The 22,659-nt window shown below is 67.2% G+C and carries 21 protein-coding genes; 7 read left to right on the top strand and 14 right to left on the bottom strand.

Going from position 1 to position 22,659, the window contains the following annotated elements; translation table 11 throughout:
* Positions 1–75: 75 nt before the first annotated feature.
* Both dkgB and QP457_RS20740 read right to left on the bottom strand, forming a co-directional pair.
* A complete protein-coding gene (dkgB, locus tag QP457_RS20745) occupies positions 76–885 on the bottom strand; it encodes a 2,5-didehydrogluconate reductase DkgB (protein WP_099819865.1) in 810 nt (269 codons plus the stop codon).
* Positions 886–970: 85 nt separating this feature from the next.
* Positions 971–2,185, bottom strand: a complete 1,215-nt coding sequence (locus QP457_RS20740; RefSeq protein ID WP_205404520.1) for an MFS transporter — start codon at positions 2,183–2,185, stop codon at positions 971–973.
* Positions 2,186–2,290: 105 nt separating this feature from the next.
* On the opposite strand from QP457_RS20740, the gene QP457_RS20735 reads away from it, so the two are divergent.
* Complete coding sequence (locus QP457_RS20735) at positions 2,291–3,193, top strand: LysR family transcriptional regulator (protein ID WP_205404519.1); 903 nt, start codon at positions 2,291–2,293, stop codon at positions 3,191–3,193.
* Positions 3,194–3,284: 91 nt separating this feature from the next.
* Here the strand turns inward: QP457_RS20735 and QP457_RS20730 are convergent, their stop codons facing one another.
* Positions 3,285–5,405: a methyl-accepting chemotaxis protein gene (locus tag QP457_RS20730; RefSeq protein WP_205404518.1), complete on the bottom strand. Its 2,121-nt coding sequence runs from the start codon at positions 5,403–5,405 to the stop codon at positions 3,285–3,287.
* Between the two features lie 183 nt (positions 5,406–5,588).
* Between QP457_RS20730 and QP457_RS20725 the strand changes: the two genes are divergently transcribed.
* Both QP457_RS20725 and QP457_RS20720 read left to right on the top strand, forming a co-directional pair.
* Positions 5,589–6,044 (top strand): Rrf2 family transcriptional regulator, encoded by a 456-nt coding sequence (locus QP457_RS20725; RefSeq protein WP_100553970.1) that lies wholly within the window; start codon positions 5,589–5,591, stop codon positions 6,042–6,044.
* Positions 6,034–6,939 carry an NAD(P)/FAD-dependent oxidoreductase gene (locus tag QP457_RS20720; protein ID WP_205404517.1) on the top strand — a complete coding sequence of 302 codons (906 nt, stop codon included), beginning with the start codon at positions 6,034–6,036 and terminating at the stop codon, positions 6,937–6,939. Before QP457_RS20725 ends, QP457_RS20720 begins: the two co-directional genes overlap by 11 nt.
* A 66-nt stretch (positions 6,940–7,005) precedes the next feature.
* Here the strand turns inward: QP457_RS20720 and QP457_RS20715 are convergent, their stop codons facing one another.
* Positions 7,006–7,962, bottom strand: a complete 957-nt coding sequence (locus QP457_RS20715; RefSeq protein ID WP_099819859.1) for an aldo/keto reductase — start codon at positions 7,960–7,962, stop codon at positions 7,006–7,008.
* 169 nt (positions 7,963–8,131) lie between these two features.
* On the opposite strand from QP457_RS20715, the gene QP457_RS20710 reads away from it, so the two are divergent.
* Positions 8,132–8,989 (top strand): class I SAM-dependent methyltransferase, encoded by an 858-nt coding sequence (locus tag QP457_RS20710; RefSeq protein ID WP_205404516.1) that lies wholly within the window; start codon positions 8,132–8,134, stop codon positions 8,987–8,989.
* Positions 8,990–9,165: 176 nt separating this feature from the next.
* The gene (locus QP457_RS20705; protein WP_180165013.1) at positions 9,166–9,705 is read left to right on the top strand and encodes a pseudouridine synthase; all 540 of its coding nucleotides are present in this window, start codon (positions 9,166–9,168) and stop codon (positions 9,703–9,705) included.
* Positions 9,706–9,810: 105 nt separating this feature from the next.
* Here the strand turns inward: QP457_RS20705 and QP457_RS20700 are convergent, their stop codons facing one another.
* Positions 9,811–10,200: a hypothetical protein gene (locus tag QP457_RS20700; RefSeq protein WP_093819471.1), complete on the bottom strand. Its 390-nt coding sequence runs from the start codon at positions 10,198–10,200 to the stop codon at positions 9,811–9,813.
* 128 nt (positions 10,201–10,328) lie between these two features.
* Entirely contained in the window at positions 10,329–12,836 is a 2,508-nt protein-coding gene (gene hrpB / locus QP457_RS20695; protein ID WP_205404515.1) for an ATP-dependent helicase HrpB, read from the bottom strand.
* A gap of 68 nt (positions 12,837–12,904) precedes the next feature.
* Here hrpB and QP457_RS20690 point away from each other — a divergent pair, with 68 nt between their 5' ends.
* Positions 12,905–13,702, top strand: a complete 798-nt coding sequence (locus QP457_RS20690) for a TatD family hydrolase (protein ID WP_205404514.1) — start codon at positions 12,905–12,907, stop codon at positions 13,700–13,702.
* A 13-nt stretch (positions 13,703–13,715) separates the two neighbouring features.
* Here the strand turns inward: QP457_RS20690 and QP457_RS20685 are convergent, their stop codons facing one another.
* The 4 genes from QP457_RS20685 to QP457_RS20670 all read right to left on the bottom strand — a co-directional run bounded on the left by QP457_RS20685 (position 13,716) and on the right by QP457_RS20670 (position 18,012).
* On the bottom strand, positions 13,716–14,639 hold the full coding sequence (locus tag QP457_RS20685; RefSeq protein WP_205404513.1) for an NAD-dependent epimerase/dehydratase family protein: 924 nt from the start codon (positions 14,637–14,639) through the stop codon (positions 13,716–13,718).
* A gap of 4 nt (positions 14,640–14,643) precedes the next feature.
* Positions 14,644–15,582, bottom strand: a complete 939-nt coding sequence (gene panE, locus QP457_RS20680; RefSeq protein WP_180165021.1) for a 2-dehydropantoate 2-reductase — start codon at positions 15,580–15,582, stop codon at positions 14,644–14,646.
* Between the two features lie 664 nt (positions 15,583–16,246).
* Positions 16,247–17,047, bottom strand: coding sequence for an ABC transporter permease (locus QP457_RS20675; RefSeq protein ID WP_099819852.1), 801 nt, complete (start codon positions 17,045–17,047; stop codon positions 16,247–16,249).
* Positions 17,044–18,012: an ABC transporter ATP-binding protein gene (locus tag QP457_RS20670; protein WP_162291996.1), complete on the bottom strand. Its 969-nt coding sequence runs from the start codon at positions 18,010–18,012 to the stop codon at positions 17,044–17,046. Before QP457_RS20670 ends, QP457_RS20675 begins: the two co-directional genes overlap by 4 nt.
* Positions 18,013–18,096: 84 nt before the next feature.
* Here QP457_RS20670 and QP457_RS20665 point away from each other — a divergent pair, with 84 nt between their 5' ends.
* Positions 18,097–18,846: a ferredoxin--NADP reductase gene (locus QP457_RS20665; RefSeq protein ID WP_089237690.1), complete on the top strand. Its 750-nt coding sequence runs from the start codon at positions 18,097–18,099 to the stop codon at positions 18,844–18,846.
* A 17-nt stretch (positions 18,847–18,863) separates the two neighbouring features.
* Here the strand turns inward: QP457_RS20665 and QP457_RS20660 are convergent, their stop codons facing one another.
* From QP457_RS20660 to QP457_RS20645, 4 genes are all read right to left on the bottom strand, one after another.
* Positions 18,864–19,151 carry a DUF1883 domain-containing protein gene (locus QP457_RS20660; protein WP_205404512.1) on the bottom strand — a complete coding sequence of 96 codons (288 nt, stop codon included), beginning with the start codon at positions 19,149–19,151 and terminating at the stop codon, positions 18,864–18,866.
* An 81-nt stretch (positions 19,152–19,232) separates the two neighbouring features.
* A complete protein-coding gene (locus QP457_RS20655; protein ID WP_205404511.1) occupies positions 19,233–20,387 on the bottom strand; it encodes a lytic polysaccharide monooxygenase in 1,155 nt (384 codons plus the stop codon).
* Positions 20,388–20,603: 216 nt separating this feature from the next.
* Positions 20,604–21,773, bottom strand: coding sequence for a lytic polysaccharide monooxygenase (locus QP457_RS20650; RefSeq protein ID WP_205404510.1), 1,170 nt, complete (start codon positions 21,771–21,773; stop codon positions 20,604–20,606).
* Positions 21,774–22,009: 236 nt separating this feature from the next.
* Positions 22,010–22,495 (bottom strand): DUF1203 domain-containing protein, encoded by a 486-nt coding sequence (locus QP457_RS20645; protein WP_205404509.1) that lies wholly within the window; start codon positions 22,493–22,495, stop codon positions 22,010–22,012.
* Positions 22,496–22,659: the final 164 nt, after the last annotated feature.

The raw sequence follows: 22,659 nt of genomic DNA, 5'->3' as shown, positions 1-22,659 counted from the left end.
TTTCATCGATCGACCAGAGGCAAGCGCCGACCAAGGTCGGCATCTACCAAAACCTGCCCGTGCGCGACGCTGGGATCAATCCCAGGCCGGCGCAATGCCTTCCGGATTGGCCAGGCGATGGCCGCGGTCCAGCTTGGCGATCTGCGCCATGTCGTCCTCGGTCAGGCGGATCGCTGCCGCTTCCAGGTTGCTGGCCAGGTTCTCGCGCTTGGTCGACGACGGAATGACCGCGTAGTCCTGCTGCAGCGCCCACGCCAGTGCGATCTGCGCCGGGCTGGCCTGATGGCGGCCGGCGATGGCCTGGATCACCGGGTCCTTGATCACCTCGCCATAGGCCAGGCTCATGTACGCGGTGACGCGGATGCCGTTGTCCTGCAGGAACTTCACCAGCAGGCGGTTCTGCAGGTACGGGTGGATCTCGACCTGGTTGGTGGCGATCGCATCGGCACCGAGGATCTCAATCGCCTTGCGGGTCTGGGCGATGGTGAAGTTGGAGATGCCGATTTCGCGGGTCAGCCCCTGCGCCTTGGCTTCAGCCAGCGCGGTCAGGTACTCCTCCATCGGCGTATCGACCTTGTCGTTCGGCGACGGCCAGTGGATCAGCGCCAGGTCGACATGGTCGGTGCGCAGCTTTTCCAGGCTGGTGCGCAGGCTCGCCAGCAGTGCGTCGCGCTTGAACTCGGTGATCCACACCTTGGTGGTCAGGTAGATCTCGTCACGCGGCACGCCGGACTCGGCGATGGCCTGGCCGACCTCGGCTTCGTTGCCGTAGATCTGCGCGGTGTCGATGGCGCGGTAGCCGACGTCCAGTGCGTTGCGCACCGAGTCGATCACGGTCTGGTCTTTCAGGCGGAAGGTGCCGAGACCGAAAGCGGGGACAGTCATGGGGAACTCCAAAGCGGGGGAAGGAGGTGATTGCAAAGGGTAGGGCAGGGGCCGTGTGCATGCCGGCAACGGTGCATTGCGCTCATCAATGCGCCGCAATGGTGATGCCTTCGGCGCGATCATCGATGCCGTCGCGACGGTCCAGGCGACCGCTCAGCACGGTCAGGCCATACGCGCCGACCACCACCAGCGCGCCCAGCCACGGCGTGTGCATCAGGCCGATGTGTTCGACCACCAGGCCGCCCAGCGATGCACCCAGCGCGATGCCGATGTTGAACGCGGCGATGTTCAGGCCCGAGGCCACATCGGTGGCCTGCGGTGCGTAGCGCTGTGCCTGCTTGACCACATACACCTGCAGGCCGGGCACGTTGCCGAATGCCACCGCGCCCAATGCCAGTACGGTCAGCAGCATCAACCAGGTGCTGTGGGCGGTGAAGGTCATCACCAGCAGCACCACGGCCAGCAGCGCGAAGATGCGCTTCAGCGCGGGCACCGGGCCCATGCGGTCGGCCATGCGGCCACCCCACAGGTTGCCGATCGCCACCGACACGCCATACACCAGCAGCACCAGGCTGACCGCGTTGGCCGAGAAGCCGGTGACGTCCTGCAGGATCGGCGTCAGGTAGGTGAAGGACAGGAAGGTGCCGCCGTAGCCGAGTGCAGTGATGGCGTAGACCATCAGCAGGCGCGGCTGCGCAAGCACGCCCAGCTGCTGGCGGAAGGTGGACGGCGCGCTCTGTGCCAGGCCGCGCGGCACGAACAGCAGAGCGCCCAGCAGCGCGATCACGCCCAGCCCGGCTACGGCCAGGAACGTGGCGCGCCAGCCCAGGTGCTGGCCGATGAAGGTACCCAGCGGTACGCCGGTCACCAGCGCCACGGTCAGGCCGGTGAACATGATGGCGATGGCACTGGCGGCCTTCTCCTTGGGCACCACGGCGGTGGCGATGATCGAGCCGATGGAGAAGAACACCCCGTGGGCCAGGCCGGTGAGGATGCGGGCGACGATCAGCGAGGTGTAGCCCGGTGCCATCCACGCGATGACGTTGCCGAGGGTGAACAGCACCATCAGCGCGACCAGCAGGGTCTTGCGCGGCACACGGCCGGTGAGTGCGGTCAGCACCGGTGCGCCGACGGCCACGCCGAGCGCGTACAGGGACACCAGCAGGCCGGCCGACGGCAGGCTGACCTGCAGGTCGGCGGCGATGGTCGGGATCAGGCCGACGATGACGAACTCGGTGGTGCCGATGGCGAAGGCGCCGAGGGTCAGCGCCAGCAGGGCGAGCGGAATGCCACGGATCATGACAGTGTCCAGAGCGAAGGAAGGGGCGCAGTGTGCGCGGCCGACCTTTGCCGAAAAACCGGTCTTCACGCCAATCACTCTTGCCGCGTGGTCAATAATGGCGGCATGAAAACCACCCTCGACGAAATGCAGGCCTTCCTGGCGGTGATCGACAGCGGTTCGATCAGCGCCGCCGCCGAGCAGCTGGGGCAGACGCCTTCAGGCGTGAGCCGCGCGCTGGGCCGGCTGGAGGACAAGCTGGGCACCACCCTGCTGACCCGCACCACCCGCCGCCTGCACCTGACCGCCGAGGGCGAGGCCTACCTGCGTCATGCGCGCGCGATCATCGATGCAGTGGAATCGGCCGAGGAACAGATGGCTGCGCGCCGCGAGCGTCCGGCCGGAAGGCTGCGGGTGGATGCGGCGATGCCGTTCGTGCTGCACGTGATCGCGCCGCTGGTGGCTGGCTACCGCGCGCGCTATCCGGACGTGCAGCTGGAGTTGAACAGTTCCGAGCGCTACATCGACCTGCTGGAACGGCGTACCGACCTGGCGATCCGCATCGGCCCGCTGGCTGATTCCACGCTGCATGCACGGCCGCTGGGACGCTGCCGGCTGCAGGTGCTGGCCAGCCCGGGCTACCTGGCCGCGCACGGCGAGCCGACCAGCGTGGCGGCGCTGGGCCAGCACACGCTGCTCAGCTTCAACGAACCGGAATCGCTGAACCGCTGGCCGCTGCCGGGCGATGCCGACGGGCAGTTGCTGGTGCGCCCGGATATCGCGGTATCCAGCGGCGAGACGCTGCGCACGCTGGCGGTGGAAGGCGTGGGCATCACCTGCCTGTCCGACTTCGTGACCGAACGCGATCGTGCGGCCGGCACGCTGGTGCCGGTGCTGGCCGCACAGACGCTGGACGTGTATCAGCCGATCCACGCGGTGTACTACCGCAACACGGCCGTATCGGCACGGATCAGCTCGTTCCTGGATTACCTGGGTGAAGCGATGTCCGCATCGGATTACCTGCGCTGATGTGAGCCGAGCGTAGGCTCGGCTCTACAGAGCCCGGAACGATCGACGGCCCGGTGTAGAGCCAAGCCCATGCTCGGCTGCCTGCAAAGGATCACGCCGCGCGCGCCAAGGCACCCTTCGCCGCCGCCGTTGTCGACAGATCAAACACATCCACCGAGTCGATCAAGCGGTTCGCCTGCTGCTCCAGGCTGCGCGCCGCCGCACTCGCTTCTTCCACCAGCGCGGCATTCTGCTGGGTGGTGCCATCCATCTGGATGATGGTCTGGCTGACCTGCTCGATGCCGGCCGACTGCTCCTGCGAGGCAGCCGAAATCTCAGCCATGATGTCGGTCACGCGCTGTACCGAAGCGACGATCTCGGCCATGGTGTCGCCGGCCTGGCGCACACGCTGCGCACCGTGGCCCACCTGTTCCACCGATGCCTCGATCAGCGATTTGATTTCCTTGGCCGCTGCCGCCGAGCGCTGCGCCAGCGTGCGCACTTCACTGGCGACCACTGCGAAGCCGCGGCCCTGCTCGCCGGCACGTGCCGCTTCCACCGCCGCGTTCAGCGCCAGGATGTTGGTCTGGAATGCGATGCCGTCGATCACACTGATGATGTCGGCGATCTGCCGCGAGGAGCCTTCGATCGCATCCATCGTCGCCACGACCTGGCCGACCACTTCACCGCCCTGCGAGGCCACGCTGTGCGCACCGATCGCCAGCTGGTTCGCCTGCCGCGCATGCTCGGCGTTCTGGCGCACGGTGGAGGTCAGTTCTTCCATCGATGCAGCGGTTTCTTCCAGGTTCGCCGCCTGCTGTTCGGTGCGGCGCGACAGGTCGTTGTTGCCGGCGGCAATCTCGGCCGCGGCGGTGTGGATGTTGCCCGAGGCGTGCTTGATGTCGGTGACGATCGTGGCCAGCTGTGCCGCCGTAGTGTTGGCATCGCCGGCAATGCGGGCGAACACGCCCTGGAAATCGCCGTGCATGCGTGCGCCCAGGCGACCATCGGCAATGGCACGCAGCATCGTCGAGACCTCGCCGAGGTTGTGTTCGGTGGTCTGCATCAACCGGTTCAGGCCATCGACCATCGCGCGGAAATCATGCTCGAAGCGCGCGCTGTCGCCGCGCTGGCTGAAGTCGCCTGCGGCAGCGGCTTCGGCCAGGCGGCGGATCTCGCCATTGATCGCACCGAGGTTGGATTTGACCGCATCCAGCGCCTGGGTGATCACGGCTTTTTCGCCCGGCAGGCGCTCCATGTCCAGGCTGAGGTCGCCCACCGCATAGCGGCCCATGATCGCGATCGCGCGCATCTTCACCTGGATGTGTGCATCGACCAGGGTGTTGGTATCGGCCACCATCGTGCCGTAGGCGCCGGGGAAGGCGCTGCTGTCCATGCGGTGGCTGATCGTGCCGGCGTCGTGAGCCTTGGCCATCGCAGTCTGCGCGTCGAGCACGCCACGCAGAGTGCTCTGCACGGCCTGCATCGCCTGCGCCAGGCGACCGATCTCGTCGCGGCTGCGCACCTGCACGCGGTAGTCGAGATCGCCGGCAGCGACCGCACGTGCGGCCGCTTCCACGGCCAGCACCGGCTGCACCACGGCACGCCGCAGCCACCAGCCCAGGCCCATCAACAGCAGCACGGCCGCGCCAATGGTCAGTGCGGCGCACAGCAGCAGCGTCTGCCGTGCCTGCTGCGAGCGCGCGGTCACTGCGGTCTCGGCAACCGCGGTGGCACGCGTGCTCAGGGCATCCAGCGCGCTGGCCGCCGGACGGTCTTTGCCACGCACCAGCGAATCGCCGGCCGCAGGATCATAGTCGGCGTCAGCGAAGGCCTGCAGCGCCGCGTGGTAATCCAGCTGCAATTGAGCATGCAGGCCGGAAAACGCCTGCGCCAGTTCACGCGTGCGCGCATCGGGGCTGGCGGCCAGGCCTTTGGCCAGTTCGGCAACGAGGCGGCCTTCGCTGTCGAAGGCCTGCAGGTGGTGCTGGCGCAACGCGTCATCGTGACCGCGCAGCAGCACGTTCTTCCATTCCTGCACCTGCCCGCGGAACTCACGCTGCAGGCGCTCGGCGTCGCGGCTGTGGGCGACCTCCGGAGGGACTTCGGTGGACAGCTTCAACCAGGCAGACGCCAGGCCCGCCAGGGCGCATACCAGGACAACGGCCAGACCAACAGAAACGGCGCCGAGCAGCTTCGACTGCAGCCGCGGCGCATGGGAAGAGGCTTTCATGGGACGAGATCTCGGAAGGGGTGCGATGCGGTATCGACCATCCTTTAGGTCTCTGAAGTGCGATGCGTGTCACATTCCCGTTCTGTTTAGTGATGTGAAGGGTGTGTTTAATAGGACAAATGTGTCCATATGGAACGAAAGCAGACCCTCGACAGCTGGTTTAAATGTAACTATCGTAGTTACATGAAATCCGCGAATCCGCTCTCCGATGCCCTGCACGTGATGGCCCATCTGGTCGGCCAGCCCGGGCCGCGAACCTCCGAACAGCTGGCCACCTGCCTGCCAACCCATCCGGTGGTGATCCGCCGCCTGCTGGCGCAGATGCACAAGGCCGGCCTGGTCCGCAGCACGCGCGGCCACGGTGGTGGCAGCCAGCTCGCCCGCGATGCGGCGACGATCACCCTGCACGACGTCTACCAGGCCATCGGCGCGCCGCCGATGGTCCAGGTGGGTACCCGCGAAGGCAGGGGCGGCTGCCCGATCCAGCAGCTGGTCAACCAGGCCCTGCTGGAGAGCGCCCGCGAAGCGCAGCGCCTGCTCGAGCAGCGGCTGCAGGCAACCACCCTCGACCAGCTTGGCGCCGACTTCGCCCGCCATCTTGCCCATCACCGTTCCCTGGAAGCTCACCATGAATCCTGATGTCCTCATCGTCGGCGGCAGCTACGCCGGCATCGCCGCCGGACTGATCCTGGCGCGTGCGCGTCGGCCGGTCACGATCATCGACGCGGGTTCGCCGCGCAACCGCTTTGCCAGCCATTCGCACGGCGTACTGGGCATGGACGGGATCAGTGGCGCCGAGTTGCTGAAGAACGCACGCCAGCAACTGCTGGACTACCCGGCCGTGCGTTGGCTGAATGCCGAAGCCGTGCGGGCCTCGGCCAGCGCCGAGGGTGTGGAGGTGCATACCGCCGACGGTCAGGTGCTGACCGCGCGCAAGCTGCTGCTGGCCACAGGCATCGCCGACCAGCTGCCCGAACTGCCCGGCATGGCCGAACGCTGGGGCAGCACCGTGCTGCACTGCCCGTACTGCCACGGTTACGAAGTGGGTGGCGGTTCGATTGGCCTGCTCGGCGGCCATCCGATGTCGGCCGGCAAGGCGCCGCTGTTCGCCGATTGGGGCAACGTGACCTTCTTCAGCCAGGGCCTGCCGATCAGCGACGAGGAGCTGGCCGCCATGCAGCAGCGCGGCGTGCAGATCGAAACCACACCGGTGGTCGGCGTGCACGGCGAACAGACCACCTGGCTGGAGGTCGAGCTGGCCGATGGCCGCTGTATCGCCCAGCGTGCACTGTTCGTACCTGCCGGGCAGGCGATGGCCACGCCGCTGGTGCAGCAACTGGGCTGCGCGTTGGTGGAAAGTCCGCTGGGCGTGCTGATCGAGGTGGACATGATGAAGCAGACCTCGGTGCCGAACGTCCATGCGGCCGGTGATGCGACCACGGTCGGCAACATCACCCTGGCCATGGCCGAAGGGGTGCGTGCGGGTATCGGCGTGCACCATGCGCTGGTCGGCGAAGACAGCCTGCCGCGTTGAGCTGCTGCATCCACGCGTGGCGTGGATCTACTGAATGGTGCCGACGTTGGTCGGCACCGTCCATCCTCACCCTTCCACGCTGGCCGCATCCAGCTGCGCCACGTCCTGCACGCTCAACGCGACGTTCGCCGCCGCCAGCAGGTCGTGCAGCTGTTCCACGCTGGTGGCGCTGACAATCGGTGCGGTGATCGATGGCCGTGCAATCTGCCAGGCCAGCGCGATCTGCGCGGCAGTGGCGTTGTGCTTGCTGGCCACATCATCCAGCGCCTGCAGGATGCGCAGGCCGCGCGGGTTCAGATAGCGCTTGACCACGGTGGCGCCACGCGCGCTGCTCTTGCCGGCATCGTCCGGTGTGCGGTACTTGCCACTGAGGAAGCCACTGGCCAGTGCGTAGTAATTGATCACGCCGATCTGCTCGCGCTGCACCAGCGGCTCCAGCTCCTTCTCGTAGCCGGCGCGGTCGTACAGGTTGTACTCCGGCTGCAGGGTTTCGTAACGCGGCAGCTTGTAGTCGGTGGACACCTTCAGCGCTTCGGCCAGGCGCGTGGCGCTGTAGTTGGATGCACCGATGGCGCGCACCTTGCCTGCCTCGATCAGGCGACCGAACGCAGCCAGGGTGGCTTCCAGCGGCGTGGATTCATCGTCCTCGTGAGCCTGGTACAGATCGATGACATCGGTCTGCAGCCGACGCAGCGAATCTTCCACCGCTGCATTGATGTTGTCCGGGGTCAGGCCGGGCCGCTCGGCCCATTTGGCCACCTTGGTCGCCAGCACCACCTTGTCGCGCTTGCCGCTGCGCGCGAACCACTTGCCGAGCAGGGTCTCCGACTCGCCACCCTGGTTGCCCGGCACCCACGCTGAATACACATCGGCGGTGTCGACCAGGTTGAAGCCGGCATCGACGAAGGCATCCAGCAGCGCAAAGCTGGCCTTCTCATCGGCGCTCCAGCCGAATACGTTGCCACCGAAGGCGAGCGGAGCTACATGCAGGCCGGAACGGCCCAGTTCGCGGATTGCCGTCATGGGCACGGACTCCTTGGGGGAAGTCCTTCAGGATAGAGCGCGATGTGTGACCGCGCTGCGGCGCTGACCACAAAACTGTGTTCCGCGACGTGCACGCGGCTAACGTTTTGTGAACACCTGCGGCGCCGCGGCTGCTAGTCTCGCCGCATCTTCCGCTGGAGTCGCCCCGATGATTGCTGCCTCATCCCTGCGTGGTTGCCGCGTGCTGCTTGCCTCGGCGCTGCTGGTCGCCGTTCCCGCATTCGCTGCACCGGCCACGGTCGCACCGGCAAAGATCCAGGTGTCGCCGGCGATCGATGCGGCGGTCAAGGCGTCGACCCGCGACGCGGCCAACGTCAAGCGCGACGGTTTCCGTCATCCTGCGCAGACGCTGGGCTTCTTCGGCGTGGCGCCGGAAAAGACCGTCATCGAGATCACGCCCGGCAATGGCTGGTACTCGGAAATCCTGGCGCCGCTGCTGCGCGACAAGGGCCATTACATCGCTGCGGTGGTCGATCCGCAGGCCGTGGCGGAAGGCCGCGGCCGCGACTACCAGCAGCGTAGCCGCGACAGCCTGGAAAAGAAGTACGCCGCCGCACCGGCACAGTTCGACAAGACCACCGTGGTCGCCTACGACCCGGCCAAGCCGGTGTTCGGCGCGGCCAACTCGGCCGATGTGGTGCTGACGTTCCGCAACGTGCACAACTGGCGCAAGGCCGGCCAGGCGCAGGGCATGTTCCAGGGCTTCTTCAACGTGCTCAAGCCGGGCGGCGTGCTCGGCGTGGTCGAGCACCGCGCCAAGGCCGACGTGGCCGACGCTGACGACACCGGTTATGTGGGCCAGCAGCAGGTGATCGCGATGGCCGAGGCCGCCGGTTTCAAGCTGGATGCGCGTACCGAGGTCAATGCCAACCCGCGCGATACCAAGGACCATCCGAATGGCGTCTGGACCCTGCCGCCGACCAACCAGCATGACAAGGCGGATGACGCCAAGTACCAGGCCATCGGTGAAAGCGACCGCATGACCCTGCGTTTCGTGAAGCCGTAAGCCGGCACGTCGTACTGCCAGCACGGATTCCCCGCTGTAGAGCCGAGCCCATGCTCGGCTCATCGCGCACAGCGCGACGGAACGCAACAGCAGCCGAGCATCGGCTCGGCTCTACAGGTCGGTTGCACGACGCGCGGCGTGGGACAATGCCTTGCCCGCCGCCTGCCGTACCCGTAATGCTGATTGCCTTCAACAAGCCGTTCAACGTGCTCTGCCAGTTCACCGACCGCAGCATGCCGCCGCGGCCGACATTGGCCGGCTTCGGCTTGCCGCCGCGGGTCTACGCTGCTGGCCGCCTCGACCACGACAGCGAAGGCCTGCTGCTGCTGACCGACAACGGCACGCTGGCGCACAAGCTGACCGACCCGAAGCACAAGGCGGACAAGCTCTACTGGGTGCAGGTGGAAGGCACGCCCAGTGACGAGCAGCTGCAGCAGCTGCGCGATGGCGTGGTGCTCAATGATGGTCCGACGCTGCCGGCGAAGATCGAGCGCCTCGATCCCGCGCCTGAGCTGTGGCCCCGCGATCCACCGGTGCGCTTCCGCAAGACGGTGCCCGACAGCTGGCTGGCGATCACGATCCGCGAAGGTCGCAACCGCCAGGTGCGGCGGATGACTGCTGCGGTGAACCTGCCGACGCTGCGCCTGGTGCGCGCTGCGATGGGGCCGTACCGGCTGGATGACCTGCAGCCGGGCCAGTGGCGGCAGATCGGCTGAAAGAAAAGCTGAAAGAAAAAAGGCCGGAGGCCTTGCGGCGTCCGACCCTGGTGCAGCGTCATGGGGTCAGAGCCCTTCCTGCGGAAGGGATCCGACCCCGGCCAATCAGGCGTCGCTGCCGATATCGCTGTGCTCATCGACCACGGTGTCGTTGCGGCGATCGCGCGCATTGATGCGCTGGGCCTGGCCGTTGACCACATGGCCATTGGCGGCCTTCTTCTTCTGCTGTTTGCGGTACAGCGCATAGCCCAGCAGGCCCACGCCCACCGCAGCTGCCGCGATGGTCACCGCCGGATTGCGGCGGGCGAACCTGGTGGCGACTTTGCCGCCGGTCTTCACCGCGCCAAGCGCGGCGCCGGTCTTGATCCAGTCGCTGGCCTGCGGGCCGAGGTGACGCAGGCTGCCGCCAGCGCTCTTCAGGCCATCGCCTGCGGTATGGGCCAGGTCGAGGGCGCGCTCCAGGGCGCGGTCGGTGATTACGGTCAGCTTGCTCATGCGGGGGTGTCCTTGCCTCGGGTCGAAGTCCAGTGTCGCCTGTTGCCCGTAAACGGTATGTCAGTCAGGCGGGCGCGTGGTGTGACTCTACCGCAGCCATTCAGGAACGGGCGGGGTGTCGGCGCGCGTCACGTCCCGCGCGGCTTGGCCCGGTGGGTCGCCGTGGCCGTCCACGGATCGTCCGGCCAGGGGTGGCGCGGGTAACGGCCCTTCATTTCCTTCTTCACCTCGGCGTAGGTGTTCTCCCAGAAATTGCGCAGATCCTGGGTCACCTGCAACGGCCGGCCGCCCGGTGACAGCAGGTGCAAGGTCAGCGGCACCCGGCCATCGGCGATGCGCGGCGTGTCGGCCAGCCCGAACAACTCCTGCAGCTTCACCGCCAGCACGGGCGGCAGCGGCTCGCCGCTTTCGCCGTCCAGCGCGTAGGTGATCGGCCGCTCCAGCCCCGACGGTACGGTGATCCGGGTGGGCGCGTGACGTTCGACCAGCTGCCGCTGCGACCACTCCAGTGGCGACTTCAGCGCTTCGCCGAAACTGGCCTCGTCCAGCGCATCCAAACGTGTCCTGCCAGCGAATGTCGGCTGCAGCCACTGCGCACGGTTGGCCAGCAATGCGACGTCGCTGCAGTCGGGCAGGCCCAGCTCCGGCATCCAGCGCCGCAGCGATTCCACGCGTGCCTGCCACTGGCGCAGGCCCTCGGTCCACGGCAGCGCCTGCAGGCCGAGCTCGGCAACGGCATCGGTGAGTGCCTGCGCCGCCAGTTGCGGATCAACCCGGCCCGCCGAACGACTGTCCATCACGATGCGGTCGAAGCGTGTTTCGCGCAGCGCGACCAGGGCGCGGCGTGCGTCATCCCAGCGCACCGCGTCTTCGGTCACGAAGCGGTCGGGCCAGCACCTGCGCAGATAGCTTTCATCCACCGGTGCGGCGCGCAGCAGCAGTGCGTCGCGTGCTTCGAAGCGCAGTTCGCTGGCCACCAGCCACGGTTCGCCACGCAGGTCGCTCAGTTCATGCAGGCGGGCGCTGCGGCCGTTGGCCAGCAGGTAACGCAGCGGGTCGTTCGGATGCTGGAAGGCAATGCGGTCGGGGAAGGCGTGCGCCAGCAGGTCGCCCAGTTCGTGCGCTTCGATGCTGGCCGGTGGCGCGGCCTCACAGCGCAGGCGACGGCGCCATTGCTTGGCAGCAGCGTCGATGGCGGCCAGGCCACTGCGATTGGCATCGGCGGGCGCACGGCCATTGCGGAAGGCCGCCAGTGCACGCCAGCGCGCGGCCAATGCATCACCGCCCTGGCGCAACGGGTCGCGGGCTTCCAGCAAGGCAGCAAGATCGGCGGCCAAGGCCTGTGCGCGCGCATCGGGTGCGGCCAGCAGCATCGCGGCCATCCGCGGATGGGTGCCCAGCGCCAGCACGCGACGGCCGAGTGCGGTGATCGCGCCACTGCTGGACAACGCACCCAGGCGCTGCAGCAGTTCGCGTGCGGCGGCCATCGGCCCGCTCGGTGGCGGGTCGAGGAAGCGCAGGTCACTGCTGCCCCAGGCGGCCAGCTCCAGCGCAAGGCCGGCCAGTTCAACCTGGTCGATCTCGGCGCGACGCTGCGGCTCCAGCCGTTGCGACTGCGGCCACAGCCGCCACGCCACGCCCTCGGCCACACGCCCGGCACGGCCGGCACGCTGGTCGGCCGAGGCCTGCGCGATGGCGACCACATCCAGGCGGGTGAAGCCACTGTTGGGGTCGTAGCGTGGCTCGCGCGCCTGGCCGCTGTCGATGACTACACGCACGCCGGGCAGGGTCACCGAGGACTCGGCCACGTTGGTGGCCAACACCACGCGGCGGCGGCCATCGTTGGAGGCCTGCAACACGCGCGCCTGCTGTTCCACCGGCAGTTCACCGTGCAGGGCCAGCACGTCCACCGCAGCGCCATCAAGACTGTCCTGCAGGCCGGCCTGCACGCGTGCGATCTCACGCTGGCCGGGCAGGAACACCAGCAGGTCACCCGGGTGCTCGGCCAGCGCCTGCTGTACTGCGCGCCGCACCTGCAGTTCCAGCGCCTCGTCACGCCGCGCCGGGAAGTGGCTGATCGCCACCGGATAGCTGCGGCCCTCGCTGCTCAACCGTGGTGCATCGAGGAAGCGGGCCAGGCGCTCACCGTCCAGCGTCGCCGACATCACCAGCAAACGCAGGTCGTCGCGCAGCTGCGATTGCACGTCCAGGGCCAGCGCCAGGCCCAGATCGCCACTGAGGTGGCGTTCGTGGAATTCATCGAACAGGATCGCGCCCACCGTTTCCAGCATCGGGTCGTCCTGCAGCATCCGGGTCAGGATGCCTTCGGTGACCACTTCGATGCGCGTGCGTGCCGATACCTTGTTCTCGAAGCGGATGCGGTAGCCGACGGTGCCGCCGAGCTCCTCGCCGAGCTGGCGCGCCATGAACATCGCGGCACTGCGCGCGGCCACCCGGCGCGGTTCCAGCAGGATGATCCTGCGGCCCTGCAGCCAGGGCGCATCGAGCAGCGCCAACGGCACCTGGGTGGTCTTGCCGGCGCCGGGCGGGGCTTCCAGCACCAGCCGCGGGTGCGCGGCCAGGTGCTGCTGGATCTGCGGCAGCAGCGGGGAAATCGGGAATTGCGGGGCGTTCATGTGCAAAGGATAAGGGGCCATGGCGGGCACGGGTACAATGCGCGGGTTTTCCTGCCCCTGCTGCCCCCATGCATCTGATCGATATCGGCGCCAACCTGACCCACGACTCCTTCGACCGCGACCGCGAGGCCGTGCTGGACCGCGCTCGGCAGGCCGGTGTGGTGCAGATGATCATTACCGGTGCCAGTCGCGAGCATTCGCCGCTGGCCCTGCAGCTGGCGCAGCAGCACCCCGGCTTCCTGTACGCCACCGCCGGCGTGCATCCGCACCACGCGGTGGAGTACACCGACGAGTGCGATGCGGAGATGCGCGCGCTGCATGCCCACGCTGAAGTCGTGGCGGTGGGCGAGTGCGGGCTGGACTATTTCCGCGACTTCTCGCCGCGCCCGGCGCAGCACCGCGCGTTCGAGCGCCAGCTGCAGCTGGCTGCGGACAACGGCAAGTCGTTGTTCCTGCACCAGCGCGATGCGCATGCCGATTTCATGGCGCAGATGAAGAACTTCGAAGGCCGCATCGGTCCGGCCGTGGTGCATTGCTTCACCGGCGAGCGGCAGGAGCTGTTCGATTACCTGGACCAGGACTGGTACATCGGCATCACCGGCTGGCTGTGCGACGAGCGCCGCGGTGGCCACCTGCGCGAGCTGGTGAAGAACATTCCGGCCAATCGCCTGATGATCGAGACTGATGCGCCCTACCTGCTGCCGCGCACCTTGAAGCCGATGCCGAAGGACCGCCGCAACGAACCGGTGTTCCTGTCGCACATCGTGGAAGAGCTGGCGCGGGACCGTGGCGAGGATGTGCAGACCACGGCGGCGAACGCCACGGCCGCCACGCGTGCGTTCTTCCGCCTGCCCGACGCTGCCTGACCGGCACTACCCGTCAGCCGGGAACGCCCGGATCCGGTAGCGCCGGGCCATGCCCGGCGAGCGAAGCGGCAAGATCCGTCAGTCCTTCGCGATAGCTCGGAAACCGCGGTGTCCACTCCAGCGCCTCGCGCGTGCCGCGGCTGTCGATGCGCTTGTTGCTCTGGTAGAAGCGCCGCAACGTCGCACTGAGCGATGGATCATCCCAGGCCACTGCGGGCGGCAGGGCAAAGCCCCCCAGCTGCGCGGCGAAGGCCAGTACATCCTGCGACGGCGCCGGCTCGTCATCGCTCGGCAGATACAGCGCATTGGCCATGGGGCGGCGCATCGCGGCGATCACCACCGTTGCCAGGTCTTCGACATGCAGGCGATTGAACACGAGCCCTGGCCGCACCACGTGCCGCGCGCGGCCCTGCGCCAACTGCAGCAGCGCATTACGCCCTGGGCCATAGAGGCCAGGCAGGCGGAACACGGCCGAGGCGATGCCGCGCGCCTCCGCCAGCGCACGCCACTGCGATTCGGCGAGTTGACGCTGCATGCCCACGGGTTCTGTGGCATCGGCAACGCTGCTCGCGTCGATCCAGCCACCGTCGCGATCACCATAGACCGAGGTCGATGACAGGTAGCCGAGCCATCGCAGTGACGCGCTGTCGCGCAGCGCGGCATGCAGCAGTCGCAGTGCCGGGTCGCCCTCGGCATCGGGTGGCACGCTGCACAGCACCGCGTCGGCGTGTGCGATGGCAGCGAGCAGGGCGGGTGAGAGCGCAGCGTCGGCCTGCAGCTGATGGCGCTGCAGGCCATCGTCAGGTGCTGACGCCGGATCGCGCACCGTGCCTTCCACCCGCACGCCTTGGGCCTGAAGGTGCGCAGCCAACACGCGCCCACTCCAGCCCATGCCGAGGATCAGTACGCGCTTCGGCAACGGGCCAGGCAGGTTCATCGGATCACGCCGCGCGCTGGGCCTGATAGGCCTGCAGGCTGCTGTAGGCCACCTGCAGCAGCAACGCTTCCTGGCCCGCGGCGCGCGCACGCGCCAGCATGTCGCCAACGATCTGCGCGGCTTCCACCTGCTGGCCCGCTTCCAGGTCGCGCAGCATCGACGCCTTCAACGCCGAACCCGCCTGGGTCAGGGTGCCGCGCGCGGTGTCCTGCGCAGCCTGCGGCACCGGTTCGCCCGCGGCTTCGGCCACCGCCAGGCATTCGTCGTAGAGCCCACGCACGATGGCGTCGCCGTCGTCGGTGGCCATGATGGTGCCGATGTCCGCGCGCAGCAGGCAGGTAGCCGCCGCCAGCGCGGTGAGGAACGTGTACTTGATCCACTGTTCCTGGCCGATGTGTTCGCTGGCCAGATGATCGAGATTCGCCTGTGCACAGGCTGCAGCGAATGCCTGCACGCGCGCGGAGACCGCACCGCCATCGCGTTCGCCGAAGGTCAGCTTGGCCGGCTTGCCCAGGTGCAGCACGGCACCATCGGGCGCCTTGGTGGCACTGATGAAGCACAGCCCACCGAGCACTGCATCGCGACCGAAGCGTGCGTCGAGCGCGTTGTAGTGATGCAGGCCGTTGAGGATCGGCAGCACGGTGGTACCCGCACCCACGGCCGGTGCGATGGCATCGATCGAGCTGTCCAGGTCGTAGGCCTTGCAGCTGAGGATCACCAGATCGAACGGTTGTTCCGCAGCCAGCGCAGGCAGAGCTTCAGCGGTGACATGCTGCACCGGGAACGTGGCGTCACCCACCGGGCTGCGCAGCACCAGGCCATCACGATCCAGTTGCGCGGCGCGGGCCGGGCGCACGAGGAAGGTCACGTCCACGCCCGCCTGGGCCAGGCGACCACCGAAGTAACCGCCGGTACCGCCGGCGCCGAGGATCAGGATACGCATTGCACGCTCACCGCAGTTGGGGAATTCACTGCCGTGATTGTGCCGGAGTTCGCGGCCAACGGCTGCGCCCCTCGTGGTGGTTTGAAGCATAAGCCGTGTTTGGGTCGGGCGGGGTGGGCTCGCGGGGACGCCGTGAATACGTCCCTGTAGGCTTGGCCGCCGCATCCATGCGGCGGACACCCCCGCGAGCCCACCCCGCCCGACCCCTGACGGTTTCCGTGTGCGTCCACCGCGGAAAACAAAGAAGAAAATCAAAAGCAACAGCGGGTCGCTCCGCTCGGTTCTCTCGATCATCTTTCCCGTGGATCCACATCCATCAGATCGCAAACAAAAAGAGCCGAGCATTGGCTCGGCTCTACATGATCTCCAGCCATCCACGCATGGCGTGGATCTGCCGTGTCGACCAAGGTCGACACCCACCAACAGCAGCAAAGACCGCCGTTCCAACAGCATCGGGAAACTGTCAAAGGCGGGGTGGGTCCGGTGGCGGGGGTGTCCGCGGCATGGATGCCGCGGCCAAGCCCCCATGGATGGGTTCACGGCGTCCCCCGCCACCGGACCCACCCCGCCATCCCACGGATAGCTCGCTTTTGACGTTGACGTTGCCGGCCAGCGGCCGGCACTACCACCGCGGGTGCAGGGCCGCAGGCCCTGCAGGACATCCTCAGCTGCGCATGCCTACGCCACGCTTCAACAACCACAGCGCCAGCGCCGTCAGCACCACCACGAAACCGATCATCAGCGCATACGCCACCACCACCGGCACATCGCTGCTGCCCAGCAGGCCATAGCGGAACGCGTTGACCATGTAGAAGATCGGGTTCGCGTGCGTGGCCGCCTCCGCCCATGGCGGCAGCAGCTTCACCGAATAGAACACGCCGCCCAGGTAGGTCAGCGGGGTCAGGATGAAGGTCGGCACGATTGCCACGTCGTCGAACTTCTTCGCATACACCGCGTTGATGAAGCCGGCCAGCGAGAAGATCGTCGCGCCCAGGATCACCGTGGTCAGCGTCACCAGCGGATGCGGAATGCGCACCGGGGTGAAGAACATCGCGATGATCAGCACGATCACGCCGACCATCAGCCCGCGCAGCACCGCACCGGCCACGTAGCCCCACAGGATCACCCAGTTCGGCATCGGGCTGACCAGCAGTTCTTCCACGTGGCGACCGAACTTGGCGCCGAAGAACGACGAACTGATGTTGCCGTAACTGTTCTGGATCACGCTCATCATCACCAGGCCCGGCACGATGAACTGCATGTAGGTGTAGCCGCCCATGTCGCCCACGCGCGAGCCGATCAGGCCGCCGAAGATCAGGAAGTACAGGGTCATGGTGATCGCCGGCGGCACCAGGGTCTGGCCCCAGATGCGCATGATGCGGGCGACTTCGCGGCGCACGATGGTCATCAGTGCGATGCGGTTGCGCTGGCCGTCGGTCAGGACCGGGGTCGGGGTGCTGCTCATGCGGATGTCTCCTGGTTGCCGGTGAGGCGCACGAACAGTTCCTCCAGGCGGTTGCTCTTGGTACGCATCGAACGCACGCGGATGCCCGCTGCGTTCAGTGCCTCGAACACGCGGTTCAGATCCATCGCGCGCGGCATGTCGATGTCCAGCGTGTGGCTGTCGGTGGCGATAAGGGTCGCACCCTCGATCACCGGCAGCTGGGCCGGCAGGGCGCCGTCGATGTCCAGCAGGAAGCCTTCCACATCAAGCTTGGCCAGCAGTTCGCGCATCGGGCCCTGGGTGACGATCTGGCCATGGTCGATGATGGCCAGGTTGCGGCACAGATGCTCGGCCTCTTCCAGGTAGTGGGTGGTCAGGATGATCGTGGTGCCGGCGGCGTTGATCTCCTTCAGCACCCGCCACATGTCGCGGCGGATCTCGATGTCAACGCCGGCGGTCGGTTCGTCCAGGATCAGCAGGCGCGGGCGGGTCATCATCGCGCGGGCGATCATCAGCCGGCGCTTCATGCCACCGGACAGGGTGCGGCTCATCACCTGCGCCTTCTCCCACAGGTGGGCGCGCTTGAGCTCGACCTCGGCCATCTGCTCGGCTTCCGCGCGCGGCACGCCGTAGAAGCCGGCGTAGTTCACCAGGATGTCGAAGGGCTTTTCGAACAGGTTGAAGTTGATCTCCTGCGGCACCAGCCCGATCAGGCGCATGGTGGCGCTGCGGTTGCGCACCAGGTCGCTGCCGAACACCTCCACCTGGCCCTCGCTGAGGTTGACCAGGGAGCTGATGATGCCGATCAGGGTGGACTTGCCGGCGCCGTTCGGGCCCAGCAGGGCGAAGAAGTCGCCCGGGGCCACTTCCAGCGAGACCCCTTTCAGGGCCTGGGTGCCGTTGTCATAGGTTTTACGCAGGTCGCGCACGCGCAGGGCGGGCGCCGTATCGTTCTGGGAAGCCAAGCTCGAAGCCTTCGCGCCCATGGGCTGGCGCTGGAGAGGGGCGGGGAAGGTCTATTATAGAAGACCCCGAGGGCTTGCCCCGGCTACACACTGTCCCGAAAAGTCGTGCCTGTCCAATTCCCCATCAAACTGGTCGACCGCCGCATGCTGGCGCCCTCCATCGGCCATTACCAGTTCGTGCGTGACGACGGCCAGCCGCTGGATTTCCAGCCCGGCCAGTTCATCCAGGTCCATTTCAGCTACGCCGATGGCACCGAAACCAAGCGCAGCTATTCGCTGGCGACCATCCACGACCACGCGCTGGGGCCAGGCGAGGCGGTGGATATCGCGGTCAGCTTCGTCCCCGGCGGCGCCGCCACGGCGCTGTTCGAGGCGCTGGACATTGGCGGCCAGGTCAGCGCGTCCGGCCCCTACGGCCGGTTCTGCCTGAATCCGGGCGACCACAACGGCCGCTACCTGCTGATCGCCACCGGCACCGGCGTCACCCCGTACCGCTCGATGCTGCCGTTGCTGGCAACGGCGATGGCCGAGCGCGGCGTGCAGGTGGTCCTGCTGCAGGGTGCACGCAGCCCGGGCGAGCTGCTGTACAGCGAAGACTTCTACAGCTTCGCCGAAAAGCACCCGAACTTCCGGTATGTGCCGTGCCTGTCGCGGGAACTGCCGGCCGAGCCGCACCCGGATGTACACCATGGCTACGTGCAGCAGGCGCTGGCGGAATTCACACCGGACCCGGCCACCGACATCGCCTACCTGTGCGGCAACCCGGACATGGTCGACGCCTGCGCCGAAGCGCTGAAGGCGGCGGGCCTGGGCAATCCGCAGATCCGCCGCGAGAAGTACGTCAGCAGCAAGTAAGCCCGCTGCCGCCGGGATCAGGCCGGTGGCAAGGGGCGCGGCAGTACCTGCACCGAGGCTTGGGTGCTGCCCGCCAGTCCGGCCGTGTCTATGGTCAGATGCCATGGGCCCGAAGAAGGGACCGTGAGGTGGAAGGGTGACGTGTTGACCAGTCCGCCGTGGAACTGATGCCGCCGCCCATTCCGGTAACTGGCCAGATTGCTTGGTGTCATCAAGCGGACATTGGCGGCGCGGGTCAGGGTGATTTCAATCACGTCACCCGCCTGCAGGATTCCAAGGTCCCATTTCACGTAGTTCATCTGCATCTGCCTTCTGGATGGCCGTTGCGAGTGCAGGCCGCTGTGATCAGTGGAGGCAGCCAGCGGCTGCCCCCGGCTCCTTCCCGGTCAGTACGGCACCCAGGCATCGCGCCAGGCCGAGCCCACGCCCGGCCGGTACGCCTCGGCATTGACGTTGCACCACGCGCCTTCCGGGAACGGGCGGCAGGCGTAGAGCTTGCCGTCGCTGCTCTTCACCACGGTCTGCCCGGGCACGTAGCTGCCGATGCCGGCCGGATAGATGAAATCGAAGTCGCCCGGCGGCTGCACCGGATCGGGCACCTTCGTATCCAGCTGGAACCGATGCCCCTGCGCCAGGTAGACGCGGTTCGCCGTTGCTGAGGCAATCGGCGTGATCACACCGTTCTCCAGCAGGCCGATGCGGGCATGCCGCGCACCTGCATTGACCGCACGGGCCAACGTCAGCGGCCACTGCGTTGGCAGCGTCTGGCCAGTGGTCAGCGTGGTGTCGATGCGTTCCAGATCATTGCCGTTCGCGTTGAACACGCGCAGGGTGAGGGTCGTACCCGCGTCCAGGGCTCCGCGCGCGGTGACAGGGCCGGCATCGTGCCATTGCGGCGGCGGCGTCACACCGCCCCCCTCGAAACGCACGTCCATGCAGGTGTAGAACGCCTCGGCCGAATCCGAGCGCTGCCAGGTGTTGTAGATCAGATGCTGGCCGGTGCGCTGGGGCAACGGGCAATCCAGCTTGTAGACACCACCTTCCGACAGCGGCACGTTGCCCAAGGTGCAGAACTCCTGCAGATCCGACCAGCCCACGGGCGAACCCGGCTGCCATCCTTCGCGCGTCACATAGAACTTCCAGTCACGGGTGGCATGCGGGGCGGGCGCAAGGAATTCAAAGGTGTAGCGGCCGTTGCCATCGGCGCGGATCGGCGTGGTCGACCAGTCGGACCGATCCAGATCCAGGCCGCGGTACTTGCTGTTGCCACCGCTGCACAACTGTCCGTCCGGCACCACGGCCTGGTGATTGCCGTTGGCATTGGCCTGGTTGATGCCGGACCAGTCATAGAAGGGCTGTGCACCGCCGATCGCTTTTGCGGCGGCGCACGCCGGATTGGTCGGGTTCTCCGGATTGCCCTGGTAGCAGGCATAGACCCGGCTGCTGGGTTTGGACATGGTGCCGTGTGCCAGCGCGCTGGCAGAGGCGCCCAGGCTGGCGATGGCAGCCACCGCGAGAGCAAGTCGATTGAGCGGTTGCATGGTGGGGATCCCGTGAACGGTGGAAGGACCAGCGAGTCTCCACACGATGCACAGCGCCATCCATTCAACGATTCCGAAAAGCTGCAGGTTGCGACGCAATGTGCATTGCCTGCGCGAACGGGTTAACACTTCATGTTGTACCCGCGGGTCTGCATCTGCCCGATTGCAGAAGCGGGGCGGCACGTGCGCGCCGCTCCCGCTCCATCTCTCACTCACTCAGTACGGCACCCAGGCATCGCGCCACGCCGAGCCCACGCCCGGCCGGTACGCCTCGGCATTGACGTTGCACCACGCACCTTCCGGGAACGGGCGGCAGGCGTAGAGCTTGCCGTCGCTGCTCTTCACCACGGTCTGCCCGGGTACGTAGCTGCCGATGCCGGCCGGATACACATGGTCGAAGTCGCCGCCGGGCGACGGCGTGCCCGGGTCCGGCACCTTCGTGTCCAGCTGGAAGCGGTTGCCGTCCTTCAGGTACACGCGGTTGTCGGTGGCCGAGGCGATCGGCGTGATCGCGCCGTTGCTGAGCACCCCCACGCGCGCATGCTGGGCACTGGCATTGACCTTGCGGGCCAGCGCCAGCGGCCACTGCGCTGGCGCGGTCTGGCCTGCGGCGAGCGTGGCTTCCACACGTTCCACATCGTTGCCGTTGGCATTGAACACACGCAGCGCCAACGTGGTGCCGACCGGCAGCTCGGTACGCGCGGTGACCGGCCCGGCATCCTGCCACTGCGGCACCGGCGTGGTAGCGCCGCCGCCTTCAAAGCGCACATCCATGCAGGTGTAGAACGCTTCGGTCGAATCCGAGCGCTGCCAGGTGTTGTAGATCACATGCTGGCCGCTGCGCTGCGGCAGCGTGCATTGCAGCTTGTAGGTGCCATCGGCCGACAGCGGCGTATTGCCCAGCGAGCAGAATTCCTGCAGGTCGGCCCAGCGCAGCGGGCTGCCGGGCTGCCAGCCGGCGCGGGTGACGAAGAACTTCCAGTCACGCGTGGCATGCGGGGCGGTGGCCTTGAACACGAAGGTGAACCTGCCGTTCGCATCCGGCTGGATCGGCGTGGTCTGCCAGTCGCTGCGATCCAGGTCCAGGCCGCGGAAAGTCGGGTTGTTGCCGCTGCACAGCTTGCCGTCGGGCACCACGGCCTGGTGGTTGCCGTTGGCGTTGGCCTGGTTGATGCCGTTCCAGTCGTAGAACGCCTGCGAGCCGGCCACTGCCTTGGCGGCCGCGCAGGCCGGGTTGGTGGGGTTTTCCGGGTTGCCCTGAAAACAGGCATAGACGCGGCTGACCGGGGTGATCATCGTGCCGTGTGCGGCCGCGTTGCCGGCAACGCCAACACCGGCGCCAACGAAGGCGGTAGCCAGCAGCAAGGGGGTGTATCGCAGAGACATGGCGCATCCTTGTGATCGTCGAAGGGAGCGGTGACCGCAGCAGCCGCGCTGTGCCACGCGACGGACAGTGGGCGGTACCGCCGCGAGTATCGAGCGGCAATGCACCGCGGGAAACCACGTCAACGCCGATCCGTGACTACGTGTGTGAAGCCTTTCCCGCAGGCTTCACGCCACACTGAACGAATGCGTTGGCGGTCACGCCTGCAGCGCGGCAACGATCACGTTCGTGCGCACCGTCATGACCGTTGATTGCCGGCCCGATCCACCTGGCACGAAAAGCATCCATGCCCTGCGTTGTGCAGTTGCACGAAGGCCACCGTCGCATCGGCGAACAACCGGTCCAGGTGCGCAGCAACCTCGGTGCCCTGGCAGACCAGGCCGCTCAGCATGAAGTCCGCGCTGTCATAGGCACGCACTGACATCAGCCGACGGTGCACGTAGGCAGGTACCACGCCTGCCGGCAGCACGCAGCGGATGGCACCACGCTGCACGAAGATCGGGCCCGAGGCGCGGTAGGGCGACTGCGAGGCCAGGTGTGTGTATGGCAGCAGAAGCACTTCCGCACCCGCAGGCGCGTCGGTCAGGCTGACCCTGCAGGGGTAGCCGCCGCTGTCGCCGGCGCGTCGCCGCACGATTCCCTGTGCGGCCAAGGCGTCGTCGTTGGTTTCGAAAAGCGCTTCGAACGGCTGGTGGTCGATGCCACTGAGTTGCCACGAATGCATGGAGTGTCTCCCGGTTTTCCGCGCATTCTGTCGGCGACACGGGCTGCGTGCTCGCCATTTTCCGCCACCGGATTCGATGGCGCGCCTGCCCCTGCCCAAGTGCGACGGTCCGTGCGGCCGCCACAAGGCGCTAAGATGCGCGCGCCGCCTTCCTTCCAGCGCCG

This window comes from Stenotrophomonas sp. As-7 (assembly GCF_030291015.1).
Lineage (GTDB): Bacteria > Pseudomonadota > Gammaproteobacteria > Xanthomonadales > Xanthomonadaceae > Stenotrophomonas > Stenotrophomonas lactitubi.
The sequence above is the reverse complement of the archived record's forward strand: the minus strand, read 5'-3'. Positions and strand labels throughout refer to the sequence as shown.

What these genes read in the sequence shown, in the direction of transcription:
- dkgB (WP_099819865.1), bottom strand. Translation starts at nt 885, where the DNA reads ATGACTGTCCCCGCTTTCGGTCTCGGCACCTTCCGCCTGAAAGACCAG.
- QP457_RS20740 (WP_205404520.1), bottom strand. Translation starts at nt 2,185, where the DNA reads ATGATCCGTGGCATTCCGCTCGCCCTGCTGGCGCTGACCCTCGGCGCC.
- QP457_RS20735 (WP_205404519.1), top strand. Translation starts at nt 2,291, where the DNA reads ATGAAAACCACCCTCGACGAAATGCAGGCCTTCCTGGCGGTGATCGAC.
- QP457_RS20730 (WP_205404518.1), bottom strand. Translation starts at nt 5,405, where the DNA reads ATGAAAGCCTCTTCCCATGCGCCGCGGCTGCAGTCGAAGCTGCTCGGC.
- QP457_RS20725 (WP_100553970.1), top strand. Translation starts at nt 5,589, where the DNA reads ATGAAATCCGCGAATCCGCTCTCCGATGCCCTGCACGTGATGGCCCAT.
- QP457_RS20720 (WP_205404517.1), top strand. Translation starts at nt 6,034, where the DNA reads ATGAATCCTGATGTCCTCATCGTCGGCGGCAGCTACGCCGGCATCGCC.
- QP457_RS20715 (WP_099819859.1), bottom strand. Translation starts at nt 7,962, where the DNA reads ATGACGGCAATCCGCGAACTGGGCCGTTCCGGCCTGCATGTAGCTCCG.
- QP457_RS20710 (WP_205404516.1), top strand. Translation starts at nt 8,132, where the DNA reads ATGATTGCTGCCTCATCCCTGCGTGGTTGCCGCGTGCTGCTTGCCTCG.
- QP457_RS20705 (WP_180165013.1), top strand. Translation starts at nt 9,166, where the DNA reads ATGCTGATTGCCTTCAACAAGCCGTTCAACGTGCTCTGCCAGTTCACC.
- QP457_RS20700 (WP_093819471.1), bottom strand. Translation starts at nt 10,200, where the DNA reads ATGAGCAAGCTGACCGTAATCACCGACCGCGCCCTGGAGCGCGCCCTC.
- hrpB (WP_205404515.1), bottom strand. Translation starts at nt 12,836, where the DNA reads ATGAACGCCCCGCAATTCCCGATTTCCCCGCTGCTGCCGCAGATCCAG.
- QP457_RS20690 (WP_205404514.1), top strand. Translation starts at nt 12,905, where the DNA reads ATGCATCTGATCGATATCGGCGCCAACCTGACCCACGACTCCTTCGAC.
- QP457_RS20685 (WP_205404513.1), bottom strand. Translation starts at nt 14,639, where the DNA reads ATGAACCTGCCTGGCCCGTTGCCGAAGCGCGTACTGATCCTCGGCATG.
- panE (WP_180165021.1), bottom strand. Translation starts at nt 15,582, where the DNA reads ATGCGTATCCTGATCCTCGGCGCCGGCGGTACCGGCGGTTACTTCGGT.
- QP457_RS20675 (WP_099819852.1), bottom strand. Translation starts at nt 17,047, where the DNA reads ATGAGCAGCACCCCGACCCCGGTCCTGACCGACGGCCAGCGCAACCGC.
- QP457_RS20670 (WP_162291996.1), bottom strand. Translation starts at nt 18,012, where the DNA reads ATGGGCGCGAAGGCTTCGAGCTTGGCTTCCCAGAACGATACGGCGCCC.
- QP457_RS20660 (WP_205404512.1), bottom strand. Translation starts at nt 19,151, where the DNA reads ATGCAGATGAACTACGTGAAATGGGACCTTGGAATCCTGCAGGCGGGT.
- QP457_RS20655 (WP_205404511.1), bottom strand. Translation starts at nt 20,387, where the DNA reads ATGCAACCGCTCAATCGACTTGCTCTCGCGGTGGCTGCCATCGCCAGC.
- QP457_RS20650 (WP_205404510.1), bottom strand. Translation starts at nt 21,773, where the DNA reads ATGTCTCTGCGATACACCCCCTTGCTGCTGGCTACCGCCTTCGTTGGC.
- QP457_RS20645 (WP_205404509.1), bottom strand. Translation starts at nt 22,495, where the DNA reads ATGCATTCGTGGCAACTCAGTGGCATCGACCACCAGCCGTTCGAAGCG.